Here is a 23,655-nt window from a genome sequence, read left to right on the forward strand (position 1 = left end):
GCTCGCCGTGCCGTCAACGCGGGGTGTCGCTCACCGCTTTTTCGGTGTCCGGGATCGGCTGGGGCGCCAGCTTGTCGAGTTCCTTGACCACGTCGAGCACGGCCAGGGCGGACGTCTCGATGAGCGGCCGCAGCCGGGCGTAGAGCTCGGCGTTCTCCGGGTCGGGAACGGTCGGCTCGCCGATCGGGATGAGCGCGGCCGCGTGGTCGAGGTCGGGCAGCTCACCCAGCGCGTGCCGGGCCAGCAGGCAGGCGCCCAGCGCCGTGCCCTCCGGGGTGTCGGCCACCGACACCGGCAGGTCGAGGGCCGCCGCCAGCACCCCCACCCACAGGTCGGAGGCGACCGCCCCGCCGGTGGCCCGCACCTCGGTGACCGGGATGCCCTCGGCCGTGAACGAGTCGCGCACCAGCGCGAGCTGCTGGCAGACCCCCTCGACCGCGGCCCGCACCAGGTGGGCCCGGCCGTGCTCGCGCCGGAGCCCCAGATAGGCGCCGCGCAGACCGGACCGCCACCACGGCGCCCGCTCCCCCAGCAGGTAGGGCAGGCAGAGCAGCCCGTCGCTGCCCGGCGCGACCCCTTGCGCCTCGATGAGCAGGGCGGCGTCGCGCTCGTCGGCGTCCTCGCCCTCGGCGCCGGGCCGTTCGAAGCCGGCCGCGAAGCTCTCCCCGGCCCAGCGCACGACCGATCCGGCGTTGTTGACGGCCCCGCCGATCACCCACCGGTCGTCGGTGAGCGCGTAGCAGAACAGCCGCCCCGCCTTGTCGGCCGTGGGCCGGTCGACCACGGTGCGCAGGGCGCCGCTGGTGCCGAGGGAGATCGCCGCGACCCCGGCCGGGGTGGCGCCGACCCCGAGGTTGGCCAGCGGGCCGTCGGCGGCGCCGATGATCAGCGGCGTCGCCGGGTCGAGCCCGGCCGCCCGGGCGACCTCGGCGCTCAGCCGCAGCCGCTGGGTGGTGCTCACCACCTCGGCCAGCTGCTCGGCCCGGACCCCGCCGATCTCGAGCGCCTCGGGATCCCACCGGCGCTCGTGGATGTCGTACAGCCCCGTGCCGGAGGCCACCGACAGGTCGAGCAGGTACGGCTCGTCGGCCACCGCCGCCAGCACCAGCTCCTTGACGCCGCCCCACCGTGGCGTGCCGCGCAGCGTCTCCGGGTCGTTCTCGCGCCACCAGGCCAGCTTGGTCAGCGGCGACATCGGGTGCACGGGCGTGCCGGTGCGCGCCTGGAGCTTCTTGCCGAGCCCGGCCTCGATGATGTCGTCGCACTGCTTGCCGGCCCGGCCGTCGGCCCACGTGACCAGCGGCCCGAGCGGCGCGCCGTCGCCGTCCATGGGCACGAGCGCGTGCAGGAAGGCGCTGAGGCTGACCGCGATGACCCGGTCGCCCTGCTCGTGGCAGGCGGCGGCCACGTCGACGAGCGCCTTGACCGCCGCGTCGCGCAGGTGGGCCGGGTCGAGCTCGGCCCGCCCCGGCCCCGGCACGGAGAGCGGATAGTGAACGCTGACCAGCGCGCGCAACTGCCCGTCGGGCCCGGCCGCCACCCCTTTCGTAGCGGTGGTACCGGTGTCGATCCCGATCACGACGTCCATGCGCAGCCTCCAGCTCGAGCGCCCTACTGCCTCCCAACCTAGTGCCCACCGCCCGGTCTCTCATGGCAGAGGCATCACGACCCGCTGCCCCCGCGACGGCGTGACCTCGAGCTCGGTGGCGGCGTCCGGAAGGAGCTCGGCCGGACCGGTCACCGACTGCCAGGCGCCACCGCGGGCCCGGTACCGCATCCCGCAGTCGAGCGCGGCCACCGCCACGCCGAGGCGCTGCGGCAGGCGGGCGTGCAGAATGCTCAGACCTTCGGGCGTCTCGGTGGCCAGGCCCTCCTCGAGCAGGCCCAGGTAGTGGGGTGTGGGCGTCTCGGTGGCCTTGCCGTGCATCCAGAAGACCCGGGCGGTGCCGTCCATGGCCAGGGTCTGCACGACGAGGCGGCGCCCGTCCGGGGTGACGGCGCGCAGGCGCCACTGGGTGGGGCCCGTCCAGGCGTGGTAGCCGCTCGGATCCGCGTAGCGAGGCAGGTTGAGGACCTCCCACCCCTCGCCCGTGGTCTTCCAGCCGGGCATGTCACGCTCGATGAGCTCGGGGATCTGGTTGTCGGCCACGCTGGTGTCGACGACATCGTGCAGGTTGGCCAGCGGCACCGACGGATCCTCGGCCTGCTGGCGCAGGGCGATCCGCACGACGCCGTCGGCCGCCTCGAACCGCCGGATCGCCATGCCGTCGGCGTCGGCCGTCAGCGGCGCGAAGCTGCGCCGGACCTGCCCGTGGCCGTCGAAGCGGTAGTCGGGCGAGAACTCGATCGAGCGTCCCGCGGTCGCGACGACGAGCACGTCGCGGCCGGGTCCGGCGAGCATGGCGCCCGGCGGCACGGTGCCGTACGGGACGTGGAAGGTGCTGCCGGTGGTCCGGAGCTCGTCCCCGTCGGAGTCGACGAACCCGAGCGCGTCGAAGGCGGGCTGGATCCGCTGGGCCACGAGCGCCACCGGGCCGGCCGGGGTGGACCCGGCCCAGTGGATCCGGGCCTCGCCCGGGCCGGCCATCTCCCGCCAGGCCTTCCGCACGCGTTCGAGCAGCGCGAGGTCGCCGGCCAGGTCACCCCGGGTGGCCGTGGTGATCGCGGGGGCCCGCTGCAGCCGGGTGGCGAAGGCCAGACCCGCGGCTCCGGCGGCCAGCCCGCCGGCCAGAAGGGTGCGGCGCCGCACGACCCGCCGCCGCCCGCCGCTGCGAACCCGGCCGAGCAGGTCGGGTGGGGCCTCGAGGTGGTCGGTGGCCCGGGCCAGGGCCTGCCGGATGTCGGTATCGCTCATCGTTCTCCTCCATCCGGAACAACAGCCGAACCGAGCACCTCGCGGAGCCTGTCCAGACCGCGGGCGGCGTTGCTGCGGACCGTCCCCTCCGCGCAGCCCAGCGCCGCCGACACCTCGTGCACGGGCAGGTCGGCGAGATAGCGCAGAACCACGGCGGCCCTCTGCCGGGGCGGCAGGTCGCGCAGGGCGACCAGCACGGCTTCGCGAACCACCACGTCGTCGCCGTGGTCGCGCTCGACGCGGGCCTCCAGATGACCCTCGATCGAGATCTCCGCGCGCAGGGCACGGCGGCGCCAGCGGTTGACCGACCGGTTGACCAGCGCGCGGCGCGCATAGGCCTCGGGCATGCCTTCGATGCGCCGCCACCGCACGTACATCTGCTCGAGAACCTCTTGTAAAAGGTCCTCGGCCGCGTGCCGGTCGCCGGTCAGCAGGTAGGCGATCCGCAGCAGGCCCGTCGATCGGGTGCGCACGAAATCGTCGAAGCCCGCGCGTGGGCCTGATGCCATCGCCGTCCTTCCGCCGTCGTCACCATTCACGACAAGCGGGGCGGGCCCGGCGTTGCACCTAGATCCCGAATAGTTTGGCGTACGCCACCCGCAGCTCCTCGAAGCCGTGATCCATCGCATCGGCGCCGCGGATCACCCCGACCGGCCGCCCGTCCAGCAGCCGCCGCAGCACCTCGGCGCACAGGTGCCACCCGGCCGCCACCATGGCCTCCGTCCCGGGGTGCGACAGAGTATGCCGCAGGATCAGCCGCGTTCCGCCCGCGGTTTCCTCGAGCTCCCACCGCAGCAGATCCTCGCCCCACGAATACTCCAGAACCGACGGAGCCTCGGCCCGCGTCACCACCGCGGGGGTCTGCTCCCGCGTCGCACCGTCCACCATGGTCAAGGTCGTTTCACCCAAAGACCCGAGGTTGCGTACGGGGACGAAGGGCGCCCACTGATCAAGCTGCTCCGGCTCGGTGAGCGCACCCCACACGACCACCGGGGCCTGCCGGAACTCCCGCACGAACACCAGCGTCCACCGCTCGTCCGCGCCTGGGGCGAGCTCCGCCCCTCCCGCCGGGGCGCCGAATTCCTCGCTCATTGCTCCTCCTCGATGTCGTCGGAGTGGGCGACGCCGGGAGGCAGCGTGTCCAGGTGCCGCTCCAGCGCCGCCAGGTGATCAGTCCAGAGACTGCGATAGGGCGCAAGCCAGGCGTCGAGCGCGCGAAAGGGCTCGGGGTCGAGGCGATAGATGCGCTGCTGGGCCCGGGTGCGCACGGCGACCACACCGGCCTCCCGCAGCACCCGGAGATGCTTGGAGACGGCCGGCTGGCTCATGGCGAGCAGGCCGACGAGGTCGGAGACGGTGCACTCGCGCAACCGGAGCGCTTCCACGATCCGCCGCCGGGTCGGCTCGGCGATCGCCGCAAAGGCGTCCATGCCCCGAAGGTTATATAACCTTCGGGGCATGCACAAGCGAGACGTCAGCAGCCGGGGCCGGCGGCCTGGCCCTTCACGATGCGGTAGGCGGAGATGTCGCCCTTCACGTAGTCGGCGACCTCGGCGATCGACGCCGGGCTCGCGCCGTTGACGCCGGCATAGGCGACGATCGCGGCGTCCACGGTCCGGCACGTGGCCCGGTCGGCCACGGCTTGCGTGTTCCGCTTCAGGACTTCTGGGTTCAACGCTGTGTAAGAAACACCGGCAACACTCAGAGTCACTACTGCGGCCACTGCGACGTGAGTTAAATGCACCAACGCAGCCTAGGCAACATTACAGGGAGTGTTCACCCGTCCGTTCGGTCGGGGTTGATCAGCCGAGCGTACGGCTCTCCCCGAAAAGCCTCAACTCGGCGACACGGGCAGCTGAGCAGCCAGGAAGGCCAGAATCAGACCGGAGATCCGGGCGTACGCGTCGTTACCGGGCCGCAGATACTCCCCGTGACCGGCACCACGGACGGTGACGAAGCGCTTGGGCCACGGATCGGCACCGAAAGCGTTGCGGGCGGCCGCCACCGGCACCACCCGGTCACGGGAGCCGTGCACGAAGAGCAACGGAGCGGGGCGGCCACCGAATCCGGACGGCGCCTCCCGGCCGGCCACCGAGACGCCCGCCCGCAGCCCCGGGTCGTGCCCCGGGCCGAAGAGGCCGAGCGTCGTCGTGCCGCCGGCCGAGAAGCCGACGGCGGCCCACCGCACCGGGTCGAGGTGCCCGAAGAAGGCATCGCCGGGCACGGCAGAGAGGCGCCGCACCTCGTCGGCCACGTAGCGGGCGTCCGCCGGCTGCGATCGCACGTCCGCCCGCACGACGCGGACCCGGCGGTTCGTGTGCGGGTAAGCGGGCGCGGCCACCACGTACCCGGCCTCGGCCCACCCGGCGATCAGCGACGCGAAGTCGGACGGCATCCCGCCCAGCCCATGACTGAACAGGATCAGCGGATGCCGCCCGGCAAGCGGCGAGGGATACCAGACCGTCGTCGGCAGAGGCCGGTCGGCGCCCCGCGTCAGCACGAGCGCCCGCGTCATCACCCGCACGGAGGCGGTGGCGGCCCGGGCCGGCCCGAACCCGCTCAGCAGCAACACCAGCGCGACCAACGCCGCGCCCGCCCGCCGAAGACGCCGCGGCCCAAAGCGGGGGTGGGGAGAGGGAGGGGACGCAACGGCCCGCTCGACGAGGGCGCGGGATCGGCGGCGCCGCGCGAAGGGAGAAGGCAGCGGTCCGCGCCGAAGGATTTGGCGGGGAGGGGGAACGCTGCGCACATGGCGAGCCTATGAACGTGACGCAACGAGGGCGATCACCGTTGTGGGTGGCGATGAGACGACGAACATTCGTAGGCATAGGGGCGACAGTCGCCGCAGTTGCCGGATTGGCCGGGTACCGCAGCCGATCGGGTGATCCGGAGCCGCTGGTGCCGCACGCACCCGTCGGTGACGAGCGGCTGATCCGGCGCGACTCGCGGGCCCGCGGGCGCCTGGTCGACTTCTACACCGCCGTGCCCGCCGGCCACGGCGACGGCCGCGGCCTGCCCGTCTGCCTGATCCTGCACGGCGGCTCCAAGACCGCCGCCGACTTCCCGGGTCTCGGCCTGGGCCGTTTCCTGACCGATGCCGTACGGCGCGGCGCACCCCCGTTCGTCCTGGCCGGCGCCACCGGCGACCGCCTGTTCTGGCGCCCCGACAAGGGCGACGACCCGCAGCGCATGGTCCACGAGGAGCTTCCCCGCTGGTGCGCCCAGCGCGGCTTCGACACGACCCGCATCGCCCTGTGGGGCTGGTCGATGGGCGGCTACGGATCCCTCCTGCTGGCCGAGGCCTATCCCGGTTTCGCGAGGGCGGTCGCCGCCTTCTCCCCGGCCGTGCGAAAAGGAGATGAGGTATTCACGTCAGTCAGTCATCTTCGTGGCACACCGGTCGGATTGTGGTGCGGCGAGCAGGACGGCCTTCTCGACGACGTCGAGGATCTCGCCGCTGAGCTGCCCGAACGTGCCGCGCGGCTGAGCACGGGACCGGGCCGGCACAATTTCGGATATTGGTCGCGGTGCATACCCGAAGGTTTTGACTTCGTCGCCGGGGCTTTACGGGGCTGACGCGCCGTCCGTACCGTAAATGACTCAGAGCAACGGTCTCAACACGCTGGAGGACCCCCATGCGTCGTGCCGCCGCCGTACTCGCCCTCGTTCTCGCCGGTCTGTGGATCGCCTCGCCCGCGCAGGCCTTCGCCCACAACGCCGTGCACAACACCTACCTGCACGCCCTGCTCGACGCGTTGACGCTGGTCGTGGTGTCGGCGCCGATCTGGACCGCCCTGCTGTGGAGCGGCGGAAACCGCTGGTGGCTGGCCGGCCTGATCGCGGTCGTGCAGATCCCCGTGGCGATCATCGGCTTCGTGCCGATCGCCAGCCCGTGGCTTCACCTCTCACTCTTCGTGATCGCCATCGCGCTCACCGGCGTCTCCCTGCGGGTCGTCCGGGCCCAGGCCCGCACCGCCGCGGTGACCGCCGGCCGCTGAGCAGGACGGTGTCCGGGCCGTTCAGGCCCGGACACCGAAAAAGGACCACCGGAATTAACCTGCCCGTGAAGTCCGATGCCCGACAATGGGCGAGTGGTGACCGAGACGATGATGCCGGTCGACGGCATCGAGCTGTGTGTGGAGACGTTCGGCGAGCCGGGCGATCCCGCCCTGCTGCTCATCGCCGGCGCCGCGAGTTCGATGGACTGGTGGGAGGACGAGTTCTGCCGCCGCCTCGCGGCCGGGGGCCGGTTCGTCATCCGCTACGACCATCGCGACACCGGGCGCTCGACGTCGTACCCGGTGGGCGCCCCGCCGTACTCCGATGTGGACCTGGCTCATGACGCGCTGGGCGTGCTCGACGCTCTCGGCGTCCATCGAGCTCATCTCGTCGGTCTGTCGATGGGCGGCCTGATCGCCCAGCGCCTCGCGGTCGAGCGCCCCCACCGTGTCCTGTCGCTGGTTCTCATGTCGAGCTCCCCCGGCCCCGGCGACGACGACCTGCCCCTGGGCGACACCGGCGACGGGACCCAGGACGAAGAGGACGACTGGTCCGACCGTCGCGCCTCGGTCCGGAGCATCGTGACCACGGCCCGCCGGCTGGGCGGCCCGTTCACGGCCGAGGAGCCCCAGCTGCGCAGGCTGGCCGAGCGGGTCTTCGACCGGACGCAGGACATGGCCGCGTCGCAGACCAACCACTACTGCTGCGCCGGCGGCCCGCCCGTGCGCAGCCGTCTCGGCGAGATCACCGTGCCCACGCTGATCCTGCACGGCACCCTCGACAAGTTCCTGCCCGGTGCCCACGCCCGGGCCCTGCGGGCCGAGATCCCCGGCTCGCGGCTCGTCTGGCTCGAGGGCGTCGGCCACGAGTTCCCGCCCGCCGCGGTGTGGAACCAGGTGATCGACGAGATCATCGACCAGGCCGGCCGCCGCACCCAGCCGGCGTAAGCGTCACACAACTGTCATGTGGCGGCGCGGCAACGGTCATCTGCGCGGCGAAGCATGGTCGGCGGGACGGAACCCCACTCCGGTTCGCGCCCGGGCGTACCGATGCGGGCGCCCGGGCGCGAACGGTCCTGCCGGCCGTGACGTGGCCCAGCACGACCGACAGGGCGCTCCTAGGCCGGCGCGACCAGGGCGGCGTAGTCGGAGGATCTCAGCGGCCCCTCGGTGAGCGTGCCGTCGGCGCGGGGCACCTCCAGGCTGCGCCCTTCCCGGGTGAACGACACCGCGGCGACGTCGGGGCGCGCGGTCAGGGTGCACACCATCTGCCCGTACGCCAAAATGTCGTCCTTGCGCCCCTCGGCCCGGGACACCTCGACCGTGACCCGCGAGCCCGGCCCGGCCGTCGCCGTCACCGTCAGCCCGGCCAGCGCCGTCGACAGTCCGGTCGAGCTCTCGGCCGGCGTCGGACCGGTGATCAGCTCGTTCATCTGCTGCTGCACGCCCGGATAGGACGGCGCCCGCCGCACCGACTGCACGAGCCGCTCGTCACGCACCAGGCACAGCACATGCGCGACCTCACCGGCCGGGGTCACCGCCGCCGCCCCCGAGCCGTTCAACGGCGCCCGCGGCAACTCGACCGGGTGCGGCGAGTCCTCCGCCGGCACCCCGCAGGCTGTCAGCAGCAGAACGAGCAGGATAGGCACGCGTCTCACGGCAACTCCACGCGGAATCGGGCGCCCCCGCCGGGCCGCTCACCCACCGAGGCCGACCCGCCGTGCGCCGCCGCGTGCTCGGCCACGATGGCCAGTCCCAGCCCGGTGCCGTCCCCGGCACCCCGCGCCCCGGCCGCCGGCCCCCGCACGAAACGATCGAAGATCGACGCCCGCAGCTCCTCCGGCACGCCCGGCCCGGCATCGTCCACTTCCAGAAAACCCTTCCCCACTCGTACGGCGGTGGGCCCACCGCCGTACCGCACCGCGTTCTCGATCAGGTTGCCCAGCGCCTGCTCCACCCGCCGCGCGTCCACCCGCCACTCGCCCGGGTCGTCGCCCTCGACGATCGCCGGGTCGAGCCCGTGCGCCCGCACGACCCGCTCGGCCAGGGCCACGATGTCCGTCGGCTCCCGGCTCACCGGCTGGTCGCTGCGGGCCAGCTCCAGCAGGTCGCCGACCAGCTCCTGGAACCGGTTGACCTCGGCCACGATGAGCCCGACCGCGGCCGCCGACCGCTCGTCGAGCCCGTCCTTGCGCCGGTCGACCACGCTGACCGCCGCGGCCAGGGTCTGCAACGGCGAGCGCAGCTCGTGGCTGACGTCGGCCGCGAACCGCCGGTCGCGCCGCATCCGCCGGTCCAGCTCGTCGGCCATGTGGTTGAACGACGCGGCCAGCGCGGCCAGGTCGGGCTCGGTCTCCGGATCGAGCCGGGTCTCCAGGTCGCCGTCGGCGATGCCCCGGGCCGCGTCGGCCACCGCGCCGAGGGGCCGCAGCGCGTGCCGGGTGACGTACCAGCCGACCGCCGCCCCACCGGCCGCCATCATGATCGCGACGGCGGCCAGGACCAGCGCCAGCACCTGGAGGGTCCGCTCCAGCTCGCGCTGGGCGACGATCTCGTAGAACACGGTGTCGGCGTCGAGCGGCACCGCGATGACCAGGGCCGGCACGCCGTCGCGGCGGATGCGCTGTGCCGCCGCCTCGCCCCCGGCCGCCATCTCCTGCAACTGTGCCGGCACGGCCGCGTGGGCGTCGGTGTCGGCGGTCCGCGAATACCAGCGGCCGGCCCGCTGCACCATCACGTAGCGGTCGCCGCCGGCGTCGAGCGAGCCCAGCACGTCGGCCACGTTCGTGGCGCCGCCCTTGAGGCTCGCGTCGACCAGCGCGGCGTCGAAGTAGGTGGCCCGCACGGCGGTGCGCTCCCGCTCGCGGAACAAAGTGCTCCGGGTCAGCTCGTACGACACCACGGTCACACAGACGGACAGCGCGAGCGCCCCGACGGCGAACGCGGCGCTGACCCGGGTGCGCAGACCGGCCCGTCTCACGGCTGCAGCTTGTAGCCGAGCCCGCGCACGGTCACCAGGTGGCGCGGGGCGCCGGGCACATCCTCGATCTTGTGACGGAGCCGGCCGACGTGCACGTCGACCAGGCGCTCGTCGCCGACCTCGTACTCCCAGACGCGCTGGAGCAGCTGCTGGCGGGACAGCACCTGGCCCGGATGGTCGGCCAGCTCGCACAGCAGCCGGAACTCGGTGCGCGTCACCCGGACCTCGGCCCCGTGCAGGCGTACCTCTCCGGCCTCGGGTTTCAGCTCCAGGTCGCCGAAGGCGAGCGTCCGCACGGCCGGCGCCGTGGTGGTGGCCGCCCGCCCCCGCCGGCGCAGCGCCCGCAGCCGCGCGGCCAGCTCCTTGACCGCCACCGGCTTGACCAGATAGTCGTCGGCGCCCGCCTCGAGCGCGGCCACGATGTCGTGGGTGTCGTCCCGGGCGCTGATCACGACGATCGGCACGTCGTCGTCGCGGCGCAGCCGCCGGATGCACTCGAACCCGTCCATGCCCGGCAGCATCAGGTCGACCAGCACGGTCTCGGCCGCGACCCGGCGCTGCTCGGCCAGCCCGTCCTCGGCGGTGGCGACGGCGTGCGCCGTGTATCCCTCGTCCTCCAGGGCCAGGCTCAGCGACAGCCGGATCCGGTCGTCGTCCTCGATCAGCAGCACGGAGGTCATAACCGAATGATGCCCGGTCGGCGCGGGGGCGGCACGTTCGTACCCAAGGATCCGTGACCTTGTCATGGAACCGTCAAAAACCCCGGTCATCGTGGATCTCATGACAGCGACCAGCGTTTTCACGGTTCTGGCCGGGGTGTGGATCGCGCTGACGCCCCTGTTCGCCCCCGACCTCTCGTCGTACGCGGCGACGAGCGACGTGGTGACGGGCGTGGCCGTCGCCGTCCTCGGCCTGCTGCGGCTGCTCCGGCCGCGCCGGACGGCCGCGCTCGCCGTGGTGCTGACTCTGCTCGGCGCCTGGCTGGTGGCGGCCCCGTTCGTGCTGGGCTACGGCCATCACCCGGGGGTGGCCTGGAACAACGTCATCGTCGGCGTCCTGGTCGTGATGTTCTCCGGCGTCAGCGCGGCCGCCATGTTGTCATCAGTCCGTCATACGACCGGGAAGGTTCCGCCGACTTCCCGCGCCAAGGTGAGGTCATGACCGTCAGCAGTCTCGTGACCGCCCTGCTCGTCGGCGCCGCCCTGGGCGCCGGCGCCCGCTGGCTGGTCCCCGCGACCCGGGGCGTCCCGTTCTGGGTCCCCGTCGCCGTGGCCGTCGGAGCGGCCGTCCTCGCCACGGTCGTGGCCCGCTTCGCCGGCGTCGACACGTCCGGCGTCTCGGCGGTGGAGGTCTTCCTCCAGGTCGTCTTCGCCGCCGCCGGCGTGGCCCTGGTGGCGGGAACGGCGGACAGGGGCTACTCCCGATGACGACACCACCGGCCCACGGCCCTTCCTACTACGTGCGCACCCTGGGCGACACCGCGGTCGTCACCCCGCTGACCGACCTGGACGCCACGCTGGCCGACCACCTGCGCGACGACCTGATGGCGGCGGCCGCGGCCCACCCCCGCGTGCTGGTCGACCTGCAGGCGGTGAAGTTCATCGACTCGGCCGCGCTGGGCCTGCTGGTCCGCGCCCGCCAGGAGGCTCGCCAGCACGACGCGGCGTTCGCCCTGATCGCCCCGTCGCCGTTCGTGCAGACGGTCCTGCACACGATGCGGCTCGATCGCGCGTTCGTCAGCTACCCCGACCGCGCCACGGCCCTCGGCGAGGCCTCCACCGTTTGATCCCGGCCGCCGGGGGAACCGCCGGTGGATGCCTGCGCTGTGGCACGACCGGGATTTCCGGCTCGTCACCGCCGGGCAGACCGTCACCCAGCTCGGCGCCGAGGTGAGCGCGCTCGCCTTCCCGTTGACGGCGGTGCTGCTGCTGGACGCCACACCGTGGCAGCTGGGCGTGCTGGTGGCCGTGCAGAACGGGGCCTTCCTGGTCGCCGGCCTGCCCGCCGGCGTCCTGCTGGACCGGCGCCGGCGGCGGCCGGTGCTGATCCTCACCGACGTCGTACGGGCGGTGGCGCTGACCGTGGTGACCGTCGCGGCCGCGGCCGGCGGGCTGAGCTTCGGCCTGCTGCTGGCGGTCTCCGCGGTGATGAGCCTGATGAGGGTCGTCTTCGAGATCGGCTACCAGACCTACCTGCCCTCGATCGTCCCCACCCGCCACCTCGTGCAGGGCAACTCGACGGTGGAGGCGATCCGGGCCTCGGGCCAGATCGCGGGCCCGAGCCTGGGCGGAGCCCTGGTGCAGGTGGCCGGCGCCGCCACCGCGCTGCTCGCCGACGCGCTGAGCTTCCTGGTGAGCGCCCTGCTCCTCTGGCGCGTGCGGACACCCGAGCCGGCCGCGGCGCATGCGGCGCGGCGGCGGCCGATGGTGGGTCAGATGCGCGAGGGGATCCGCTTCGTGCTGGCCGATCCGGTGCTGCGGGCCGTCGCGGCCACGAGCGCCCTGTCCAACCTGCTGTTCGTGGCCGCGAACGCGCTGAACGTCTTCTTCCTGGTCGAGACCGTGGGGGTCAGCGCCGCCACCGCGGGCCTGCTCTTCTCGATCGGCTCGGCGGCGGCGCTGGTGGCCGCGGCGGTCGCGACCCGGCTCGCGAGGTGGCTCGGGTCGGCGCGGATCATCTGGGTGTCGGTGACCGTCACCAGTCCGTTCAACCTGCTCATCCCGTTGACCGGCCCGGGCTGGCGGCTCGCCTTCTTCGCCGCCGGCATCTGCGTGGGCGGGGCCGGTCAGCTGGTGTACGCGATCACCCAGCTCAGCTACCGCCAGGCCGTGGTGCCGGCGGCGATCCTGGGCCGGGTCAACGCCACCATGCGCTTCCTCGTGATGGGCCTGCTGCCCGTGGGCGGCCTGCTCGGCGGCGCGCTGGCCGGTCTGTCCAGCGTCCGCACCACCCTGTGGGTCATCGCGGCCGGCCTCACCCTCGCGCCGGTCTTCCTGATCCTGTCGCCGCTGCGCCGGGCCCGGGAGGTCAGCCCTTCCGGCCCTGAGTGGCCACGCCCTCGATGAAATAGCGCTGGCCGAAGCTGAACAACAGCAGCATGGGCAGGGTGACGAGCAGGGACGCGACCATCACGTACTGATAGTCGGCCTGGCCGCCCGCCGTCGGGCTGTATTTCGTCATCGCATACGCCACGCCGAGCGGCGCCGTGAAGCCCTCGACCGAGCCGGCGTTCAGGTAGATCAGCGCGCCCTGGAAGTTATTCCAGGCCGCCTGGAACTCGAACAGGAACACGATGATGAACGACGGGATCGACAGCGGCATAGCGATGCGCCAGAACATCTGCCAGTAGCTCGACCCGTCGATCCGGGCCGCCTCGAACAGCTCCCGCGGCAGCCCGAGGAAGAACTGCCGCTGCAGGAAGATGTAGAACGCCGAGCCGAACAGGTTCGCCCCGAACAGCGGCACCCACGTGCCGAGCAGCCCGGTCTGCTTCCAGATCAGGTACGTCGGGATCATCGTGACCGAGGCCGGCAGCATCATGGTGGCCAGCACCAGCCCGAACAGGACGCTGCGGCCCGGGAAGCGGAAGTAGGCGAACCCGAAGGCGACGACCGAGCTCGACACCGACACCAGCGCCGCCGCCAGGAACGCGATCGCCACGCTGTTGAAGATCCAGTGCAGGAGCGGGAGCTGGTCCCAGACCTCGACGTAGTTGTCGAAGCGCCACGTGTGCGGGATCAGCGCGTTGTCGAAGACCTGCCCGGACGGTTTCAGGCTGGCCGCCACCAGCCACACCAGCGGGTAGAGGAACAGCAGCGCGAAGCCGATCAGCAGCAGCGTCAGCACGATCTGCCCCACCGGCCAGCGGCGCCGTGGCCGCCGCGGCTCCGGCGGCGGGGTGGACGGGCCGGCCTGGGACACCGCCGCGGGTGGCGCGGTCGTCGCCATCAGCGCTCCCCCTCGTAGTAGACGAACCGGTTGCCGATCCGCACCTGGATCGCCGTGAGGATCAGCAGGATGACGAAGAGCAGCCAGGCCATGGCCGCCGCGAAGCCGAAGTTGAACTGGCGGAACGCCTGCTGGAACAGGTAGACCGCGTAGAACAGCGACGACTCGGGGGCGACGTTGGTCTGGTCGCGCCAGAACAGCAGGTAGGCCTGGTCGAACACCTGGAACGCGGCGATCGTCAGGATGATGACGTTGAAGAAGACCGCGCCGGAGATCATCGGCAGGGTGATGGTGAAGAACTGCCGGACCGGGCCCGCGCCGTCCAGCGACGCCACCTCGTACAGGTCGCGGGGCACGTTCTTCAGCGCCGCCAGAAAGATGACCATGGTGCCGCTGACGCCCCACAGCGCCATGAGCACGATCGACGGCCGCACCCAGGCCGGGTCGACCAGCCACTGCGGGCCCTCGACGCCGATCGACCGCAGGGCCGAGTTGATGGCGCCGGTGTTGCCGTTGAGCAGCAGCAGGAACACCGACGCGGTGGCCACGGCGGGGGTCATCTTGGGCAGGTAGTAGACCGTACGGAAGAAGCCCGCGCCCCGGCCCACGCGATTGAGCAGAATCGCCAGGAACAGCGCGAGCATGACCTCCAACGGCACCGCCAGGACCGCGAAGAACAGGGTGTTCTTCAGCGATCCGGCGACGCGCGGGTCGTCGAGCAGGGCCCGGTAGTTGTCCAGCCCACCCGGCCGCATCTTGTTGGTGGCCAGGTTGAAGTGGCTGAACGAGATGGCCAGGCTGTAGATCATCGCGCCCAGCGTGAAGATCAGGAACCCGGCGATCCAGGGCGAGATGAACAGGTAGCCGGCGATCGCCTCCCGGCGGTTGTACTTGCGGGCCTTCAGGGCCTCCACCGGGTCAGCTGCCCGCGATCGAGCGATAGGCGTTCATGGTCGCCGTCTGCGCGTCGGCCAGCGCCTTCTGCGGCGGCTTCTGGCCGAGCAGCGCGGCGGTGATGGCGTTGGTCAGCTCCTGTTTGAGCTGCTGACCGGCCGGTGAGGCGCCCGCGCTCTTGCCGGTGGCGACCACGTCGTAGTACGTGCTGATCACCTGGTCGAACCCGGCGTTGCCGCTCGGCTTGACGTACTTGTCGCGGATCGCCTTGTCGGGGCCGGGCGAGCCGGTGAACAGCCCGGTGTTTATCGACTTCTCCTTGGCGATGGTGGCCGCGCGGGCCGTCGCCGCCGCGTCCCACGACCCGTCGTCGGTCAGCGCCAGCACCCATTTGCAGGCGGCGCTGAGGTTCTTGGCCTTGGCCGGGATGACGAAGGACCCGCCGTAGGCCACTGTCACGGGCTGGCCGTCCTTGCCCTTGAACGGCACCGCGCCGATCTTGATCTTGTCTTTGTACGGCGAGAGCACGTTCGGGTACCACTGGGCGTCCACCTCGGCGCCGACCTGGTTCTTGACGAACTGGTTGTTGTCGCCGAACGTGTCGAACGCGTCGGTGAAGCTCTTGTACTTGGCGAAGCCGCCCTGCGCGTCGACGATCCTCTTGAGCAGCTCGAGCGGATAGACGTTGCTCGGGTCGTCGAGCGTGGGCGCGCCGCTGTCGCCGACGAGCTTGCCGCCCTGGCTGATGAACCACAGATAGGTCTGCCCGGTGGCCTGCGGGTTGAAGCCGAGCACGGCCGGCACGCCACCGCTGGCCTTGTACATCTTCTGGACGGCGGCGAGCAGCACGTCGGGCTTGGAGGTGTCGATGTCCTCGGGCTTCACCCCGGCGGCGTCCATGACCGTGGTGTTCAGGATGATCGCCGGCGGCTGGTAGAACTGCGGAACGGCCCAGACCTGGCTCTTGTACGTCACGTCGCCCACCACGTTGGGATACCAGCGCTGCTTGGGGTCGACGTTGTGGGCCGTGAAGCATTTCTCCAGCGGCAGGATCAGCCCCTGAGCGGCGTAGGTCGGCACGTACTCCCGGTCCATCTGCACCACGTCGGGCACGTCGCCACCGGCCAGCCGGGCGGTGAACTTCTGCGCGTCGAAGCCGGTCTGGTCCATCTTGATGCTGACGCCCTGCAGCTGCTGGGCCGCGTAGTCGATGCGGGCCTGCCCGACGTCGTCGGCGTTGTCGAAGGCCCAGGCGCTGAGCGCCCCGGAGACGTTCGCGTCGAACGACACGGCGTCTGAGCCGCCACCCTCGTCACCGCTGCCCGACTCGCAACCGGCCGCGGCCAGCCCGAGCGCGATGGCGACTCCGGCGGCCACTATGGCCGCTCGCCTTCTCTCCATAGTGGCCTCCCCGATGTGGGATCCATCCCAGCTCGGACGCTAGACCAGAGTGATGCAGCACACAACCCGTGAATATTACCGTTGTGTATCACTGCACTTCAGAGCGGATTTTGGAGCGCATCAGCGGCTCTTGCCGGCATGTGACAACGTTTCCACATGCAACGTGGGAACCACCATGCGGATCCCCGTCCGGGCGGGGGTTAAACGCGCCGCGTGAGAACGCCGGAGCTCACAGCTGAACTCGGCCCCGCTGTCCCGGGGCCATCCGCTCGGCCGGGGAGGTGGCGTCGGAGGCGTCGTGGTCGGGCTCGGCGTGCCGGCGCCCGGCGGGAGCGGCCGGGAAGGGCGCGGAGACGACCCGCGGTGCGTCCGGCCGGTCCCACTCGATCAGGTCGGTCTCGGTGGGATCGCCGCCGTCGAACGGTACGCGGAACGTGCGGATCTGGTACGGGCCGAAATCGGCCGTGACCGAGCGGCCCAGCAGGGGGATCTCCAGGGTCGCCCGGTGCGGCCGCCCGATGGTCTCGACGGCCCGCACGATCAGGGCGCCCCCGTCCTCGTACGCCTTGACCGCCGTCACCATCACCGGGCCGCCGCCGTCCGACAGATAGCTCTGCGCGCGGGGCAAAGCGCCCCGGTGAAAAGTCTCCAGCATGGCCCGCACCGGTGAGCCCAACTCGGCCGCCCGGCGGGCCAGCCCCGCTTCCCGCCAGTCGCCCGCGTGCGGGACGAGCAGATAGCGGAACGACTGGAGCCCCTGGTCCTGATAGGAGTAGAAGCCGTCCGGGTCGAGCTCGCGCGGATCGTGCCACGAGTAGACCGGGCTGCGCACCGCCGTCATGCCGATGCTCGCCCCCGTGCCCGGTGGTTCCGCGGGTGAGACGTCGTAGCCGTGCTTGGCGTTGCTGACCACCGCCAGCCCGGCCCGGCCGTCGCTGACGTCGACCCAGGACTGCGCCGGGTTCTCCGCCCCGTCGACCGGCCGCTGCACGGCCCCGAACGGGATCTCGTAGGTGGCCGTGGGCCGGGCCAGCGACGTCGGGAAGCACAACTTGAGCTGGTGGGCCGGCTCGCGCCAGTCGAGGGTGACCCGCACCTCCAGGTGGTCGGCGTCGTGGCCCAGCAGGAACTCCTCCACCAGCACCGACCGGTTCCAGGCGCGCTCCACGCGCAACCGGGCCCGCAGCGGGCCGGACTCGCGCAGCACGATCCGGGTGGTGCTCATCGCCACGCCCGGCCAGCGGTACGACCGGACGTGATGGCCCCAGGTGTCGGTCGGATCCTGGCAGATCGCGGTGTGCGGCCCACGCGCCCCGGCCAGCAGGTCGGCGCCGGTCCGCTTGTCCAGCAGCGACGACAGCCAGCCCGTCGCCGGGTCGAAGCGGGCCCGCAGCAGGTCGTTCTCGAGGAAGGTGTCGCCGGCCCGCAGGGCGGTCGGCGTGGCGACGGTGCCCGGCCGCAACCGGAAGAGCCGGTAGCCCAGCGCCGGCACCGACGCCTCGAAGACGACCGCTCCGCGGGCCAGGTCGTCGGTGGTCGCCACCGGCTGGATCGGCTGCGACACGGCGCCGTCCAGGTGCACGCCGGCCGGCTGGGCCCCGTACTGCAGCTCGACGTGCGCCGTGACCTCCCACGGATGCGGGTTGAAGACCAGCACCGGCTGGGTGCCCTCCTCGAGCGGGATGTCCACCTGCCGGGCGATGACGTTGTGGGTCCGGGCGATGATCCGCTTGGCGATCGCGACGGCCTCGCCGAGCTGGTCGCGGGCGTCGTCGTACGCCGTCTCGACGGCCGAGCCGGGCAGCACGTCGTGGAACTGGTTGAACAGGATCTGCCGCCAGGCCCGGGTCAGGTCGTCACGCGGGTCGCCGAGCCCGAACAGCGCCGACCCGGCGACGGCCCACCGCTCGGCGGACAGGATCGCCGCCTGCGCCCGGCGCTGCCACATCTTGATGCCGGAGTGCGCCGAGTAGCAGCCCGGCGCGTGCATCTGGAGGTCGCCCCGCCACACCGGCAGCGCGTCGTCGCCCAGGCGCTTGGCCAGCTCGTCGAGATAGCGGCCCGGCGAGGAGATGACCATGCGCCCGAACGAGCCCATCCGGTCGTACCGGTGGATGGACTCGATGTTGGCCCGGGTCGGCCCGCCGCCGTGGTTGCCGACACCGAAGAAGACCATCAGGTCGCCCAGCCGGGGATCGCCCGCGCCCAGGGACTTGTCGACCTGGGCGCCGACCTCGCCGGGCGGGCTGCAGTACTCGTACGGGATGCGATAGCCGAGCACACGGGAGCCGTCGGCCGACTCCCACCAGAACGCCGTGCCGGTCAGGCTGGTCTCGTGCGGGCCCGGCCGCATGAAGACGTACGAGCTCAGGCCCTGCCCGAGAAGGATCTGCGGCAGCATGCCGTGGTGGCCGAACGGGTCGACGTTCATGCCGACGGTCGCCGTGACACCGAACTTCTCGCGCAGGTAGCGCTGCCCGTACAGGCCCTGGCGGACGAAGGACTCACCGGCCGGCAGATTGCAGTCGGGCTCGACCCACCAGCCGCCGGTCAACTGCCAGCGGCCCTCGGCGACGCGGGCCCGGATGCGGGCGAACAGCTCGGGGTCCGACTCCTCCACCCAGGACAGCAGCACGACCTGGTTGCAGGTGAAGACGAAGTCCGGATATTCGTCCATGCGGTGCACGGCCGACCAGAACGTGGCCCGGGCCTCCTGATAGCCCTCCTGCCACGGCCACAGCCACACCGGGTCGAGATGGGCGTTGCCCACCATGTGCAGCGTCCGGTCGGGGGCCGCGCCGGGACGGTCCCCGGCACCGGCGCCCGGCGGCTGGTCGCCGTTCGGCGCGTTGGCCATGGGCGCGGTCACGGCGCCGGCTCCTCGCCGGCCGCCCACGCGTCCACCATCTCGCTGATCATGTGCAGCATCAGGGTGTGCATCTCCTGGATCCGCTGGCTGCTCTTGGAGGGCACGAGCAGGACCCGGTCCGCGTGTACGGTCGCCGGGCCCCCGTCCCCACCGGCGAACAGCAAGGTGAGAGCCCCGCGGGCCCGACCGGCGGCGAGCGCCGAGGTCACGTTGGGCGACCGCCCCGAGGTGGTGAAGGCGACGACGACGTCCTGCGGGCGCGCCAGCGCCTCGATCTGCCGTGCGAAGACGTCGGCGTACGCGTAGTCGTTGGCCACGCAGGTCAGCACGCTCGGGTCGGCGCTGAGGGTGACCGCCGGCAGCGGCCGCCGGTGACGCTTGAAGTGGCCGACCAGTTCCCCGGTCAGGTGCTGCGCGTCGGCCGCGCTGCCGCCGTTGCCGAGGGTGTAGACGGTCCCGCCGCCGGCCAGGCGACGGCAGACCAGCTCGCCGGCCGCCCGGATCTCCGCCGTGAGCGCGCCCAGCGCCGACGCCACCGCGACGTGCTCGTCCAGGTGGCTCTCCATCCAGTGCGCCATCGCACGCTCCGATCCGGTCGTCCCGGTGGCCGGGGAATCCTCCAGGGGCAGGGCCAGCGCGACGACCCCGGCGCCGATCACGCCCACGCGGTCGCCGAGGGCGGCCGGCTCGACGCGGGCGGCGCGGGCGGCCGGCGGCATGGCCTCGCGGGCGACGACCTCGCGGACCGGGCCGAGGAGCATGTCGCCGCAGCGGGTGACGCCGCCGCCCAGCACGACCAGGTCGGGTTCGAAGACGTTCACCAGGTCGGCCACGGCGGCGCCCAGCAGGTCGGCCGTCTCGGCCCAGACCGCGGCGGCGGCCGGGTCTCCCGCGGCGACGGCCGCGGTCACGTCGGCCGCGGTCATCGCCCGCCCGCAGGCCTCGGCGGCGCGTTGCGCTATCGCGCTTCCCGAGGCGTACGCCTCCACGCAGCCCCGGCGCCCGCAGGCGCAGAGCCGCCCGCCGCGGCGGACGATGATGTGCCCGAACTCGCCGCCGTTGCCGGCCGCGCCCCGGTGCAGCCGCCCGCCGACGATCGCGCCCCCGCCGATCCCGGTCGAGACGGTCAGGTAGAGCATGGTGCCCGTGCCCCGCCCGGCGCCGAACCGGTATTCGGCCACGGCGGCCGCGGTGGCGTCGTTCTCCAGGGCGAACGGCACACCGAACGCCTCGGCCGCCAGCGGCCCGATCGGCACCCGCGTCCAGCCGGGCAGGTGCGGCGGGCTCATCACCGTCCCGGACGCGGCGTCCAGCGGCCCACCACACGCGAGGCCCACGGCCCGGATCCCACCCAGACCCGCTCCCCGGACGGCCCGCCCCGCGCCCACGCCCGGATCCGGTTCCCGGACGACCCACCCCGCGCCCACGCCCGGATCTCCGGCGGTTTTGCGCCCGCCCGGTTCTCGGACGGCCCAACTCGCGCTCCCGCCCGGATCTCCAGCGGTTTTCCGCCCGCCCGGTTCCCGGACGGCCCACCCCTCGCCCGCTTCCCCAGCGAGTTCGGGTGCGGCGCGGCGGAGGGCCTCGCGGCCGAGGGCGAAGAGCCGGCCGGTGGCCGCCCGCCAGTCGCCGGTGTGCGGGGTCGGCGCGGTCACCAGGCCGGACGCGGCGCCGTCGGGGGTGATCACGGCTGCGGCCAGTTTCGTGCCGCCGATGTCGAGGGCCAGCACCGGGCCGGCGTCGCCGGGGAACGGGGCCAGCGGGTCGGGCGCGCTCAACGGGGCCTCCCTATGGGATCGATCCCACATCGGCGAGCGTAAGAGGAGTGGCCGGTACCGGTCAAGAGTCAGGACGGCGGGGCGGTGGACCCTCGCTCCACGAGGGACGCGGACAGCAGGACCGTGCGCACGGGCGCGAGCGGTGACTGAATTCGTTCCATGAGCTGGGACACCGCGGCCTCGCCCAGCGCCACCGTGTCCTGCCGCACCGCGGTCACCCCGGGCGTCACCATGCTCATCCACGGAACGTCGTCGAACGACACCAGGCTGAGCCGGCCGGGCACCGCCAGCCCCAGCTCCGCGGCCGTGCGGAACGCCGCCTCGGCCAGCACGTTGTTGGCCGCGAAGACCGCGGTCGGCGGATCGGGGCGGGTCAGCAGCGCGCGGATCTCGACCCGCGCCGCCTCGACGTCCCAGCCCGCCGTCACCACCAGCGACTCGTCCAGCGGCAGCCCGGCCGCGGCGAAGGCGGACCGGTAGCCGGCGAGCCTGTCCCGCCCGGTCGTCCAGTGCATCTCGTCGATGACCAGCGCGATGCGCCGATGACCGATCTCGATCAGCCGCTGGGTGACCCGCTGAGCGGCGCTGCCGTTGTCGACCAGCACGGCGTCGCAGGCGCCGGCCGAGAACTGCCGGTCGACCTCGACCACCGGGATCCGCTGCCGGCTCAGATAGGCGCCGAGCTCGGCCGAGACCGGGGTGACGATGACGCCGGCGACCCGCAGCGCCACGAACGTCTCGGCCGCCTCGGCCTCCAGCCCGCTCGAGCCGCCGTCGTCGGCCAGCATCATCGTGTACCGCCGCTTGCGGGCCTGCTGGCTGATGCCGGCGGCCAGCCCGGCGTAGAACGGGTTGTTCAGGTCGGACAGCAGCACACCGATCGACTGGCTGGCCTGCCGGCGCAGGTGGCGGGCGGTCGCGTCGGGCACGTAGCCGAGGTCGTGGGCGACCGCGCGGACCCGGTCGCGCACCTGCGGCGCGACGTAGCCGTGGCCGGTCAGCGCCCGCGACGCGGTCGACCGGGAGACACCGGCCGCCTCGGCCACCTCCCGGATGGTGGCCCGGCGCGCCACTCCCTCAGCCGTCACGTCGCCCTCGCTCCCTCACGTCCACGATCGCCTCGGTGTGCTGACCCAGGTGAAGGGGGCCGATGCTGACGTCGGCGGCCAGCCGGGCCCGGCGCCGCGGCGGGCCGGTCGTCACCTCGATCACCGCCTCCTCGCGGCCCAGCGGGGGAAGGGAGATCGTCGCCACGTCCGGCACGGCCACCCACCCTACCGGCAGCACCATTCTGATCACGGCCTTCCGCACGGCGTCCAGGGGGTTGATCACCTGCACGCGCAGGCGCACGACGGCACCAGTCTCCGCTCGCGTGTAATAGGGCGCAATCCTGGCCATCACCCCGTCCGGGCCGGCGTCGAGCTCCGCCAGCGGCAGCAGCTCGCGGTGCAGCCGGTCCTGCTCGGCGGCCTCGCCGGCGACCAGCGCGAAGTACTCCTCGTCGACCCAGCGCGCCGGCCAGTGCCCGAAGATCATCAGCTGGGGCGCGACCGCCCGGTAGAGCCGTGCGCAGGCCTGGTAGTCGCCGAGCCGGAAACGGTTGCGGTACTGGTAGTTCAGCACCTCCCGCGGTCCACCGGCGGCGCCCATGCCCACCTGCTGATCACCCGTGGCCAGCACCTTCACGCCGTCCACGACGAACTCGTAGGCCGCCTGGTAGAGCGTGTGCCCCGGCAGGTCGTGCACCGTGATCTCGTACTCGCGCCAGCGGACCGTGCCGCCGAGCGGGAGCCGCCGGTCGACCGGGATCGGGTCGAACCACGTACAGGGAAGATCCTGGTCCATCGGCGCCTCGAGGATGTCGGCGACGTGCTCGGGCGCCCACACCTGTGTCCCCTCCACGTCGCGCAGCAGGTTCAGGCCGGCCACGTGATCGTCGTGGTAATGGGTCGGCAGCGCCACCTCGATCGACGTCACGCCGTAGCGCCGGCGCAGCGCCGGCAGCGAGCCCAGCCAGGGCCGGCGGGAGGCCCGGTCGCCGCCGGGCGGCAGACCGGTCTGCATGTCGTAGCCGTAATCGATCAGCAGCGCCGCCCCGGTCTCCGAGATCAGCACGTAGCTGCACGCGCTCCCGGTGCGGTTCTGCAGCAGGTGGCGGGTCAGCTCGAGGAAGGGACTGTCCAGCCAGTCGGTCAGGTCCCAGGGGTACGGGCGGCGCGAGTCCACATAGCGGTTCATCCGCCCGGCCAGCAGCGTCAGCGCCGCGGCCGGTTCGCCGATCGGCTCGCCGTGCGACGGCAGGAGCAGATCGAGTTCCTGCTGTACGAGGGTGAGGCAGCTCAGCACCGTCATGGCCGGGCCCTCGTTCTCCACGTACGACCACTGGGTCGCGGCCAGCGACCACACCTTGCCGGGCGCGTAGATGAGGTCGCCGGTGAAGGCGATCCGCTGCCCGGCCCGCTCGATCACGTACGTCACCGACCCGGTCGTGTGTCCCGGCGTCGGGTGCACCTCGACGGTCGTGCCCGCGTAGGCGCGGCGGCGGTGCTCGGGCACCACGTCGTGCACGGGCACGCTCTCGAGCAGGGAGAACTTGTCCTGCCGGAGGTTGTAGTCGTTGCGCAGGGTGCGGCCCTGCCACATCTCCTCGACGTCGTCGAACAGTTCGCGCTCGGCCGGCGGCACGTGCAGCCGCACCCCCTCGGCCGCGGCCCACCGCAGGCCCTGGGCCTGGTCGCGATGGTGGTGGGTCATCAGCACGTCGGTGATCCGGTCGACGCCCATGGCGGCCAGGTGCTCGAAGGCCCGCCCGGACCCGAAGTCGATCGCCACGGCGGTCCGGCTGCCACCGGGATCGGCGATCACGTAGACGTTGCAGGTGTCGGCGACCCGGAAGACGCCGGGTGCGATCTCGGCGAAGGGCATGCCGATAT

24 protein-coding genes are annotated in these 23,655 nt (G+C 72.4%); 7 read left to right on the forward strand and 17 right to left on the reverse strand.

What is annotated here, in order from left to right:
- Window positions 1-13: 13 nt before the first annotated feature.
- From CRP55_RS30275 to CRP55_RS30305, 7 genes are all read right to left on the reverse strand, one after another.
- Entirely contained in the window at window positions 14-1,588 is a 1,575-nt protein-coding gene (locus CRP55_RS30275) for a gluconokinase (RefSeq protein ID WP_097324031.1), read from the reverse strand.
- A gap of 60 nt (window positions 1,589-1,648) precedes the next feature.
- Window positions 1,649-2,854: a hypothetical protein gene (locus CRP55_RS30280; RefSeq protein ID WP_097324033.1), complete on the reverse strand. Its 1,206-nt coding sequence runs from the start codon at window positions 2,852-2,854 to the stop codon at window positions 1,649-1,651.
- Entirely contained in the window at window positions 2,851-3,363 is a 513-nt protein-coding gene (locus CRP55_RS30285) for a SigE family RNA polymerase sigma factor (RefSeq protein ID WP_097324036.1), read from the reverse strand. The genes CRP55_RS30280 and CRP55_RS30285 overlap by 4 nt, the downstream gene beginning before the upstream one ends.
- Before the next feature lie 58 nt (window positions 3,364-3,421).
- A complete protein-coding gene (locus CRP55_RS30290) occupies window positions 3,422-3,946 on the reverse strand; it encodes an SRPBCC domain-containing protein (protein ID WP_097324040.1) in 525 nt (174 codons plus the stop codon).
- Window positions 3,943-4,284 (reverse strand): ArsR/SmtB family transcription factor, encoded by a 342-nt coding sequence (locus CRP55_RS30295; RefSeq protein ID WP_097324042.1) that lies wholly within the window; start codon window positions 4,282-4,284, stop codon window positions 3,943-3,945. The genes CRP55_RS30290 and CRP55_RS30295 overlap by 4 nt, the downstream gene beginning before the upstream one ends.
- Window positions 4,285-4,328: 44 nt before the next feature.
- Window positions 4,329-4,529: a hypothetical protein gene (locus CRP55_RS30300; protein WP_245923482.1), complete on the reverse strand. Its 201-nt coding sequence runs from the start codon at window positions 4,527-4,529 to the stop codon at window positions 4,329-4,331.
- 159 nt (window positions 4,530-4,688) lie between these two features.
- The gene (locus tag CRP55_RS30305; protein WP_245923483.1) at window positions 4,689-5,426 is read right to left on the reverse strand and encodes an alpha/beta hydrolase family protein; all 738 of its coding nucleotides are present in this window, start codon (window positions 5,424-5,426) and stop codon (window positions 4,689-4,691) included.
- Between the two features lie 326 nt (window positions 5,427-5,752).
- Between CRP55_RS30305 and CRP55_RS30310 the strand changes: the two genes are divergently transcribed.
- The 3 genes from CRP55_RS30310 (at window position 5,753) to CRP55_RS30320 (ending at window position 7,800) form a co-directional block, all read left to right on the forward strand.
- Window positions 5,753-6,430: an alpha/beta hydrolase-fold protein gene (locus tag CRP55_RS30310; protein WP_342751587.1), complete on the forward strand. Its 678-nt coding sequence runs from the start codon at window positions 5,753-5,755 to the stop codon at window positions 6,428-6,430.
- A gap of 59 nt (window positions 6,431-6,489) precedes the next feature.
- Window positions 6,490-6,852, forward strand: coding sequence for a hypothetical protein (locus CRP55_RS30315; protein ID WP_097324053.1), 363 nt, complete (start codon window positions 6,490-6,492; stop codon window positions 6,850-6,852).
- Between the two features lie 93 nt (window positions 6,853-6,945).
- Window positions 6,946-7,800, forward strand: a complete 855-nt coding sequence (locus CRP55_RS30320; RefSeq protein ID WP_245923484.1) for an alpha/beta fold hydrolase — start codon at window positions 6,946-6,948, stop codon at window positions 7,798-7,800.
- A 170-nt stretch (window positions 7,801-7,970) separates the two neighbouring features.
- On the opposite strand, the gene CRP55_RS30325 is transcribed toward CRP55_RS30320, so the two are convergent.
- From CRP55_RS30325 to CRP55_RS30335, 3 genes are read right to left on the reverse strand one after another with little or no spacing between them, the layout of a single operon-like run.
- Window positions 7,971-8,510, reverse strand: coding sequence for a GerMN domain-containing protein (locus tag CRP55_RS30325; RefSeq protein ID WP_097324060.1), 540 nt, complete (start codon window positions 8,508-8,510; stop codon window positions 7,971-7,973).
- Window positions 8,507-9,832 carry a sensor histidine kinase gene (locus CRP55_RS30330; protein ID WP_097324063.1) on the reverse strand — a complete coding sequence of 442 codons (1,326 nt, stop codon included), beginning with the start codon at window positions 9,830-9,832 and terminating at the stop codon, window positions 8,507-8,509. The genes CRP55_RS30325 and CRP55_RS30330 overlap by 4 nt, the downstream gene beginning before the upstream one ends.
- Window positions 9,829-10,512, reverse strand: a complete 684-nt coding sequence (locus tag CRP55_RS30335) for a response regulator transcription factor (protein ID WP_097324066.1) — start codon at window positions 10,510-10,512, stop codon at window positions 9,829-9,831. The genes CRP55_RS30330 and CRP55_RS30335 overlap by 4 nt, the downstream gene beginning before the upstream one ends.
- A 100-nt stretch (window positions 10,513-10,612) precedes the next feature.
- Between CRP55_RS30335 and CRP55_RS30340 the strand changes: the two genes are divergently transcribed.
- From CRP55_RS30340 to CRP55_RS30355, 4 genes are read left to right on the forward strand one after another with little or no spacing between them, the layout of a single operon-like run.
- Window positions 10,613-10,993: an SPW repeat protein gene (locus tag CRP55_RS30340; protein WP_179855393.1), complete on the forward strand. Its 381-nt coding sequence runs from the start codon at window positions 10,613-10,615 to the stop codon at window positions 10,991-10,993.
- Window positions 10,990-11,259: a GlsB/YeaQ/YmgE family stress response membrane protein gene (locus tag CRP55_RS30345; RefSeq protein ID WP_097324072.1), complete on the forward strand. Its 270-nt coding sequence runs from the start codon at window positions 10,990-10,992 to the stop codon at window positions 11,257-11,259. Before CRP55_RS30340 ends, CRP55_RS30345 begins: the two co-directional genes overlap by 4 nt.
- Window positions 11,256-11,618, forward strand: a complete 363-nt coding sequence (locus CRP55_RS30350) for an STAS domain-containing protein (protein ID WP_097324076.1) — start codon at window positions 11,256-11,258, stop codon at window positions 11,616-11,618. Before CRP55_RS30345 ends, CRP55_RS30350 begins: the two co-directional genes overlap by 4 nt.
- Before the next feature lie 28 nt (window positions 11,619-11,646).
- Window positions 11,647-12,897, forward strand: a complete 1,251-nt coding sequence (locus tag CRP55_RS30355) for an MFS transporter (protein WP_097324079.1) — start codon at window positions 11,647-11,649, stop codon at window positions 12,895-12,897.
- Here CRP55_RS30355 and CRP55_RS30360 read toward each other — a convergent pair.
- The 7 genes from CRP55_RS30360 to CRP55_RS30395 all read right to left on the reverse strand — a co-directional run bounded on the left by CRP55_RS30360 (window position 12,860) and on the right by CRP55_RS30395 (window position 23,647).
- Entirely contained in the window at window positions 12,860-13,780 is a 921-nt protein-coding gene (locus tag CRP55_RS30360) for a carbohydrate ABC transporter permease (protein ID WP_097324082.1), read from the reverse strand. The genes CRP55_RS30355 and CRP55_RS30360 overlap by 38 nt on opposite strands.
- Window positions 13,780-14,694, reverse strand: coding sequence for a carbohydrate ABC transporter permease (locus tag CRP55_RS30365; protein ID WP_245923485.1), 915 nt, complete (start codon window positions 14,692-14,694; stop codon window positions 13,780-13,782). The genes CRP55_RS30360 and CRP55_RS30365 overlap by 1 nt, the downstream gene beginning before the upstream one ends.
- Window positions 14,695-14,698: 4 nt before the next feature.
- The gene (locus tag CRP55_RS30370) at window positions 14,699-16,075 is read right to left on the reverse strand and encodes an extracellular solute-binding protein (protein WP_097324085.1); all 1,377 of its coding nucleotides are present in this window, start codon (window positions 16,073-16,075) and stop codon (window positions 14,699-14,701) included.
- 229 nt (window positions 16,076-16,304) lie between these two features.
- Window positions 16,305-18,944, reverse strand: a complete 2,640-nt coding sequence (locus CRP55_RS30375) for an alpha-mannosidase (protein ID WP_218854735.1) — start codon at window positions 18,942-18,944, stop codon at window positions 16,305-16,307.
- Window positions 18,941-20,722: an ROK family protein gene (locus tag CRP55_RS54035; RefSeq protein WP_218854736.1), complete on the reverse strand. Its 1,782-nt coding sequence runs from the start codon at window positions 20,720-20,722 to the stop codon at window positions 18,941-18,943. Before CRP55_RS54035 ends, CRP55_RS30375 begins: the two co-directional genes overlap by 4 nt.
- A gap of 68 nt (window positions 20,723-20,790) precedes the next feature.
- Window positions 20,791-21,810 (reverse strand): LacI family DNA-binding transcriptional regulator, encoded by a 1,020-nt coding sequence (locus CRP55_RS30390; RefSeq protein ID WP_097324088.1) that lies wholly within the window; start codon window positions 21,808-21,810, stop codon window positions 20,791-20,793.
- Window positions 21,800-23,647 carry an MBL fold metallo-hydrolase gene (locus CRP55_RS30395; protein ID WP_097324091.1) on the reverse strand — a complete coding sequence of 616 codons (1,848 nt, stop codon included), beginning with the start codon at window positions 23,645-23,647 and terminating at the stop codon, window positions 21,800-21,802. The genes CRP55_RS30390 and CRP55_RS30395 overlap by 11 nt, the downstream gene beginning before the upstream one ends.
- Between the last annotated feature and the right edge of the window lie 8 nt (window positions 23,648-23,655).

This window comes from Paractinoplanes atraurantiacus (assembly GCF_900215205.1).
Classification (GTDB): Bacteria; Actinomycetota; Actinomycetes; order Mycobacteriales; family Micromonosporaceae; genus Actinoplanes; species Actinoplanes atraurantiacus.

What these genes read in the sequence shown, in the direction of transcription:
- CRP55_RS30275 (WP_097324031.1), bottom strand. Translation starts at nt 1,588, where the DNA reads ATGGACGTCGTGATCGGGATCGACACCGGTACCACCGCTACGAAAGGG.
- CRP55_RS30280 (WP_097324033.1), bottom strand. Translation starts at nt 2,854, where the DNA reads ATGAGCGATACCGACATCCGGCAGGCCCTGGCCCGGGCCACCGACCAC.
- CRP55_RS30285 (WP_097324036.1), bottom strand. Translation starts at nt 3,363, where the DNA reads ATGGCATCAGGCCCACGCGCGGGCTTCGACGATTTCGTGCGCACCCGA.
- CRP55_RS30290 (WP_097324040.1), bottom strand. Translation starts at nt 3,946, where the DNA reads ATGAGCGAGGAATTCGGCGCCCCGGCGGGAGGGGCGGAGCTCGCCCCA.
- CRP55_RS30295 (WP_097324042.1), bottom strand. Translation starts at nt 4,284, where the DNA reads ATGGACGCCTTTGCGGCGATCGCCGAGCCGACCCGGCGGCGGATCGTG.
- CRP55_RS30315 (WP_097324053.1), top strand. Translation starts at nt 6,490, where the DNA reads ATGCGTCGTGCCGCCGCCGTACTCGCCCTCGTTCTCGCCGGTCTGTGG.
- CRP55_RS30335 (WP_097324066.1), bottom strand. Translation starts at nt 10,512, where the DNA reads ATGACCTCCGTGCTGCTGATCGAGGACGACGACCGGATCCGGCTGTCG.
- CRP55_RS30340 (WP_179855393.1), top strand. Translation starts at nt 10,613, where the DNA reads ATGACAGCGACCAGCGTTTTCACGGTTCTGGCCGGGGTGTGGATCGCG.
- CRP55_RS30345 (WP_097324072.1), top strand. Translation starts at nt 10,990, where the DNA reads ATGACCGTCAGCAGTCTCGTGACCGCCCTGCTCGTCGGCGCCGCCCTG.
- CRP55_RS30350 (WP_097324076.1), top strand. Translation starts at nt 11,256, where the DNA reads ATGACGACACCACCGGCCCACGGCCCTTCCTACTACGTGCGCACCCTG.
- CRP55_RS30355 (WP_097324079.1), top strand. Translation starts at nt 11,647, where the DNA reads ATGCCTGCGCTGTGGCACGACCGGGATTTCCGGCTCGTCACCGCCGGG.
- CRP55_RS30360 (WP_097324082.1), bottom strand. Translation starts at nt 13,780, where the DNA reads ATGGCGACGACCGCGCCACCCGCGGCGGTGTCCCAGGCCGGCCCGTCC.
- CRP55_RS30370 (WP_097324085.1), bottom strand. Translation starts at nt 16,075, where the DNA reads ATGGAGAGAAGGCGAGCGGCCATAGTGGCCGCCGGAGTCGCCATCGCG.
- CRP55_RS30395 (WP_097324091.1), bottom strand. Translation starts at nt 23,647, where the DNA reads ATGCCCTTCGCCGAGATCGCACCCGGCGTCTTCCGGGTCGCCGACACC.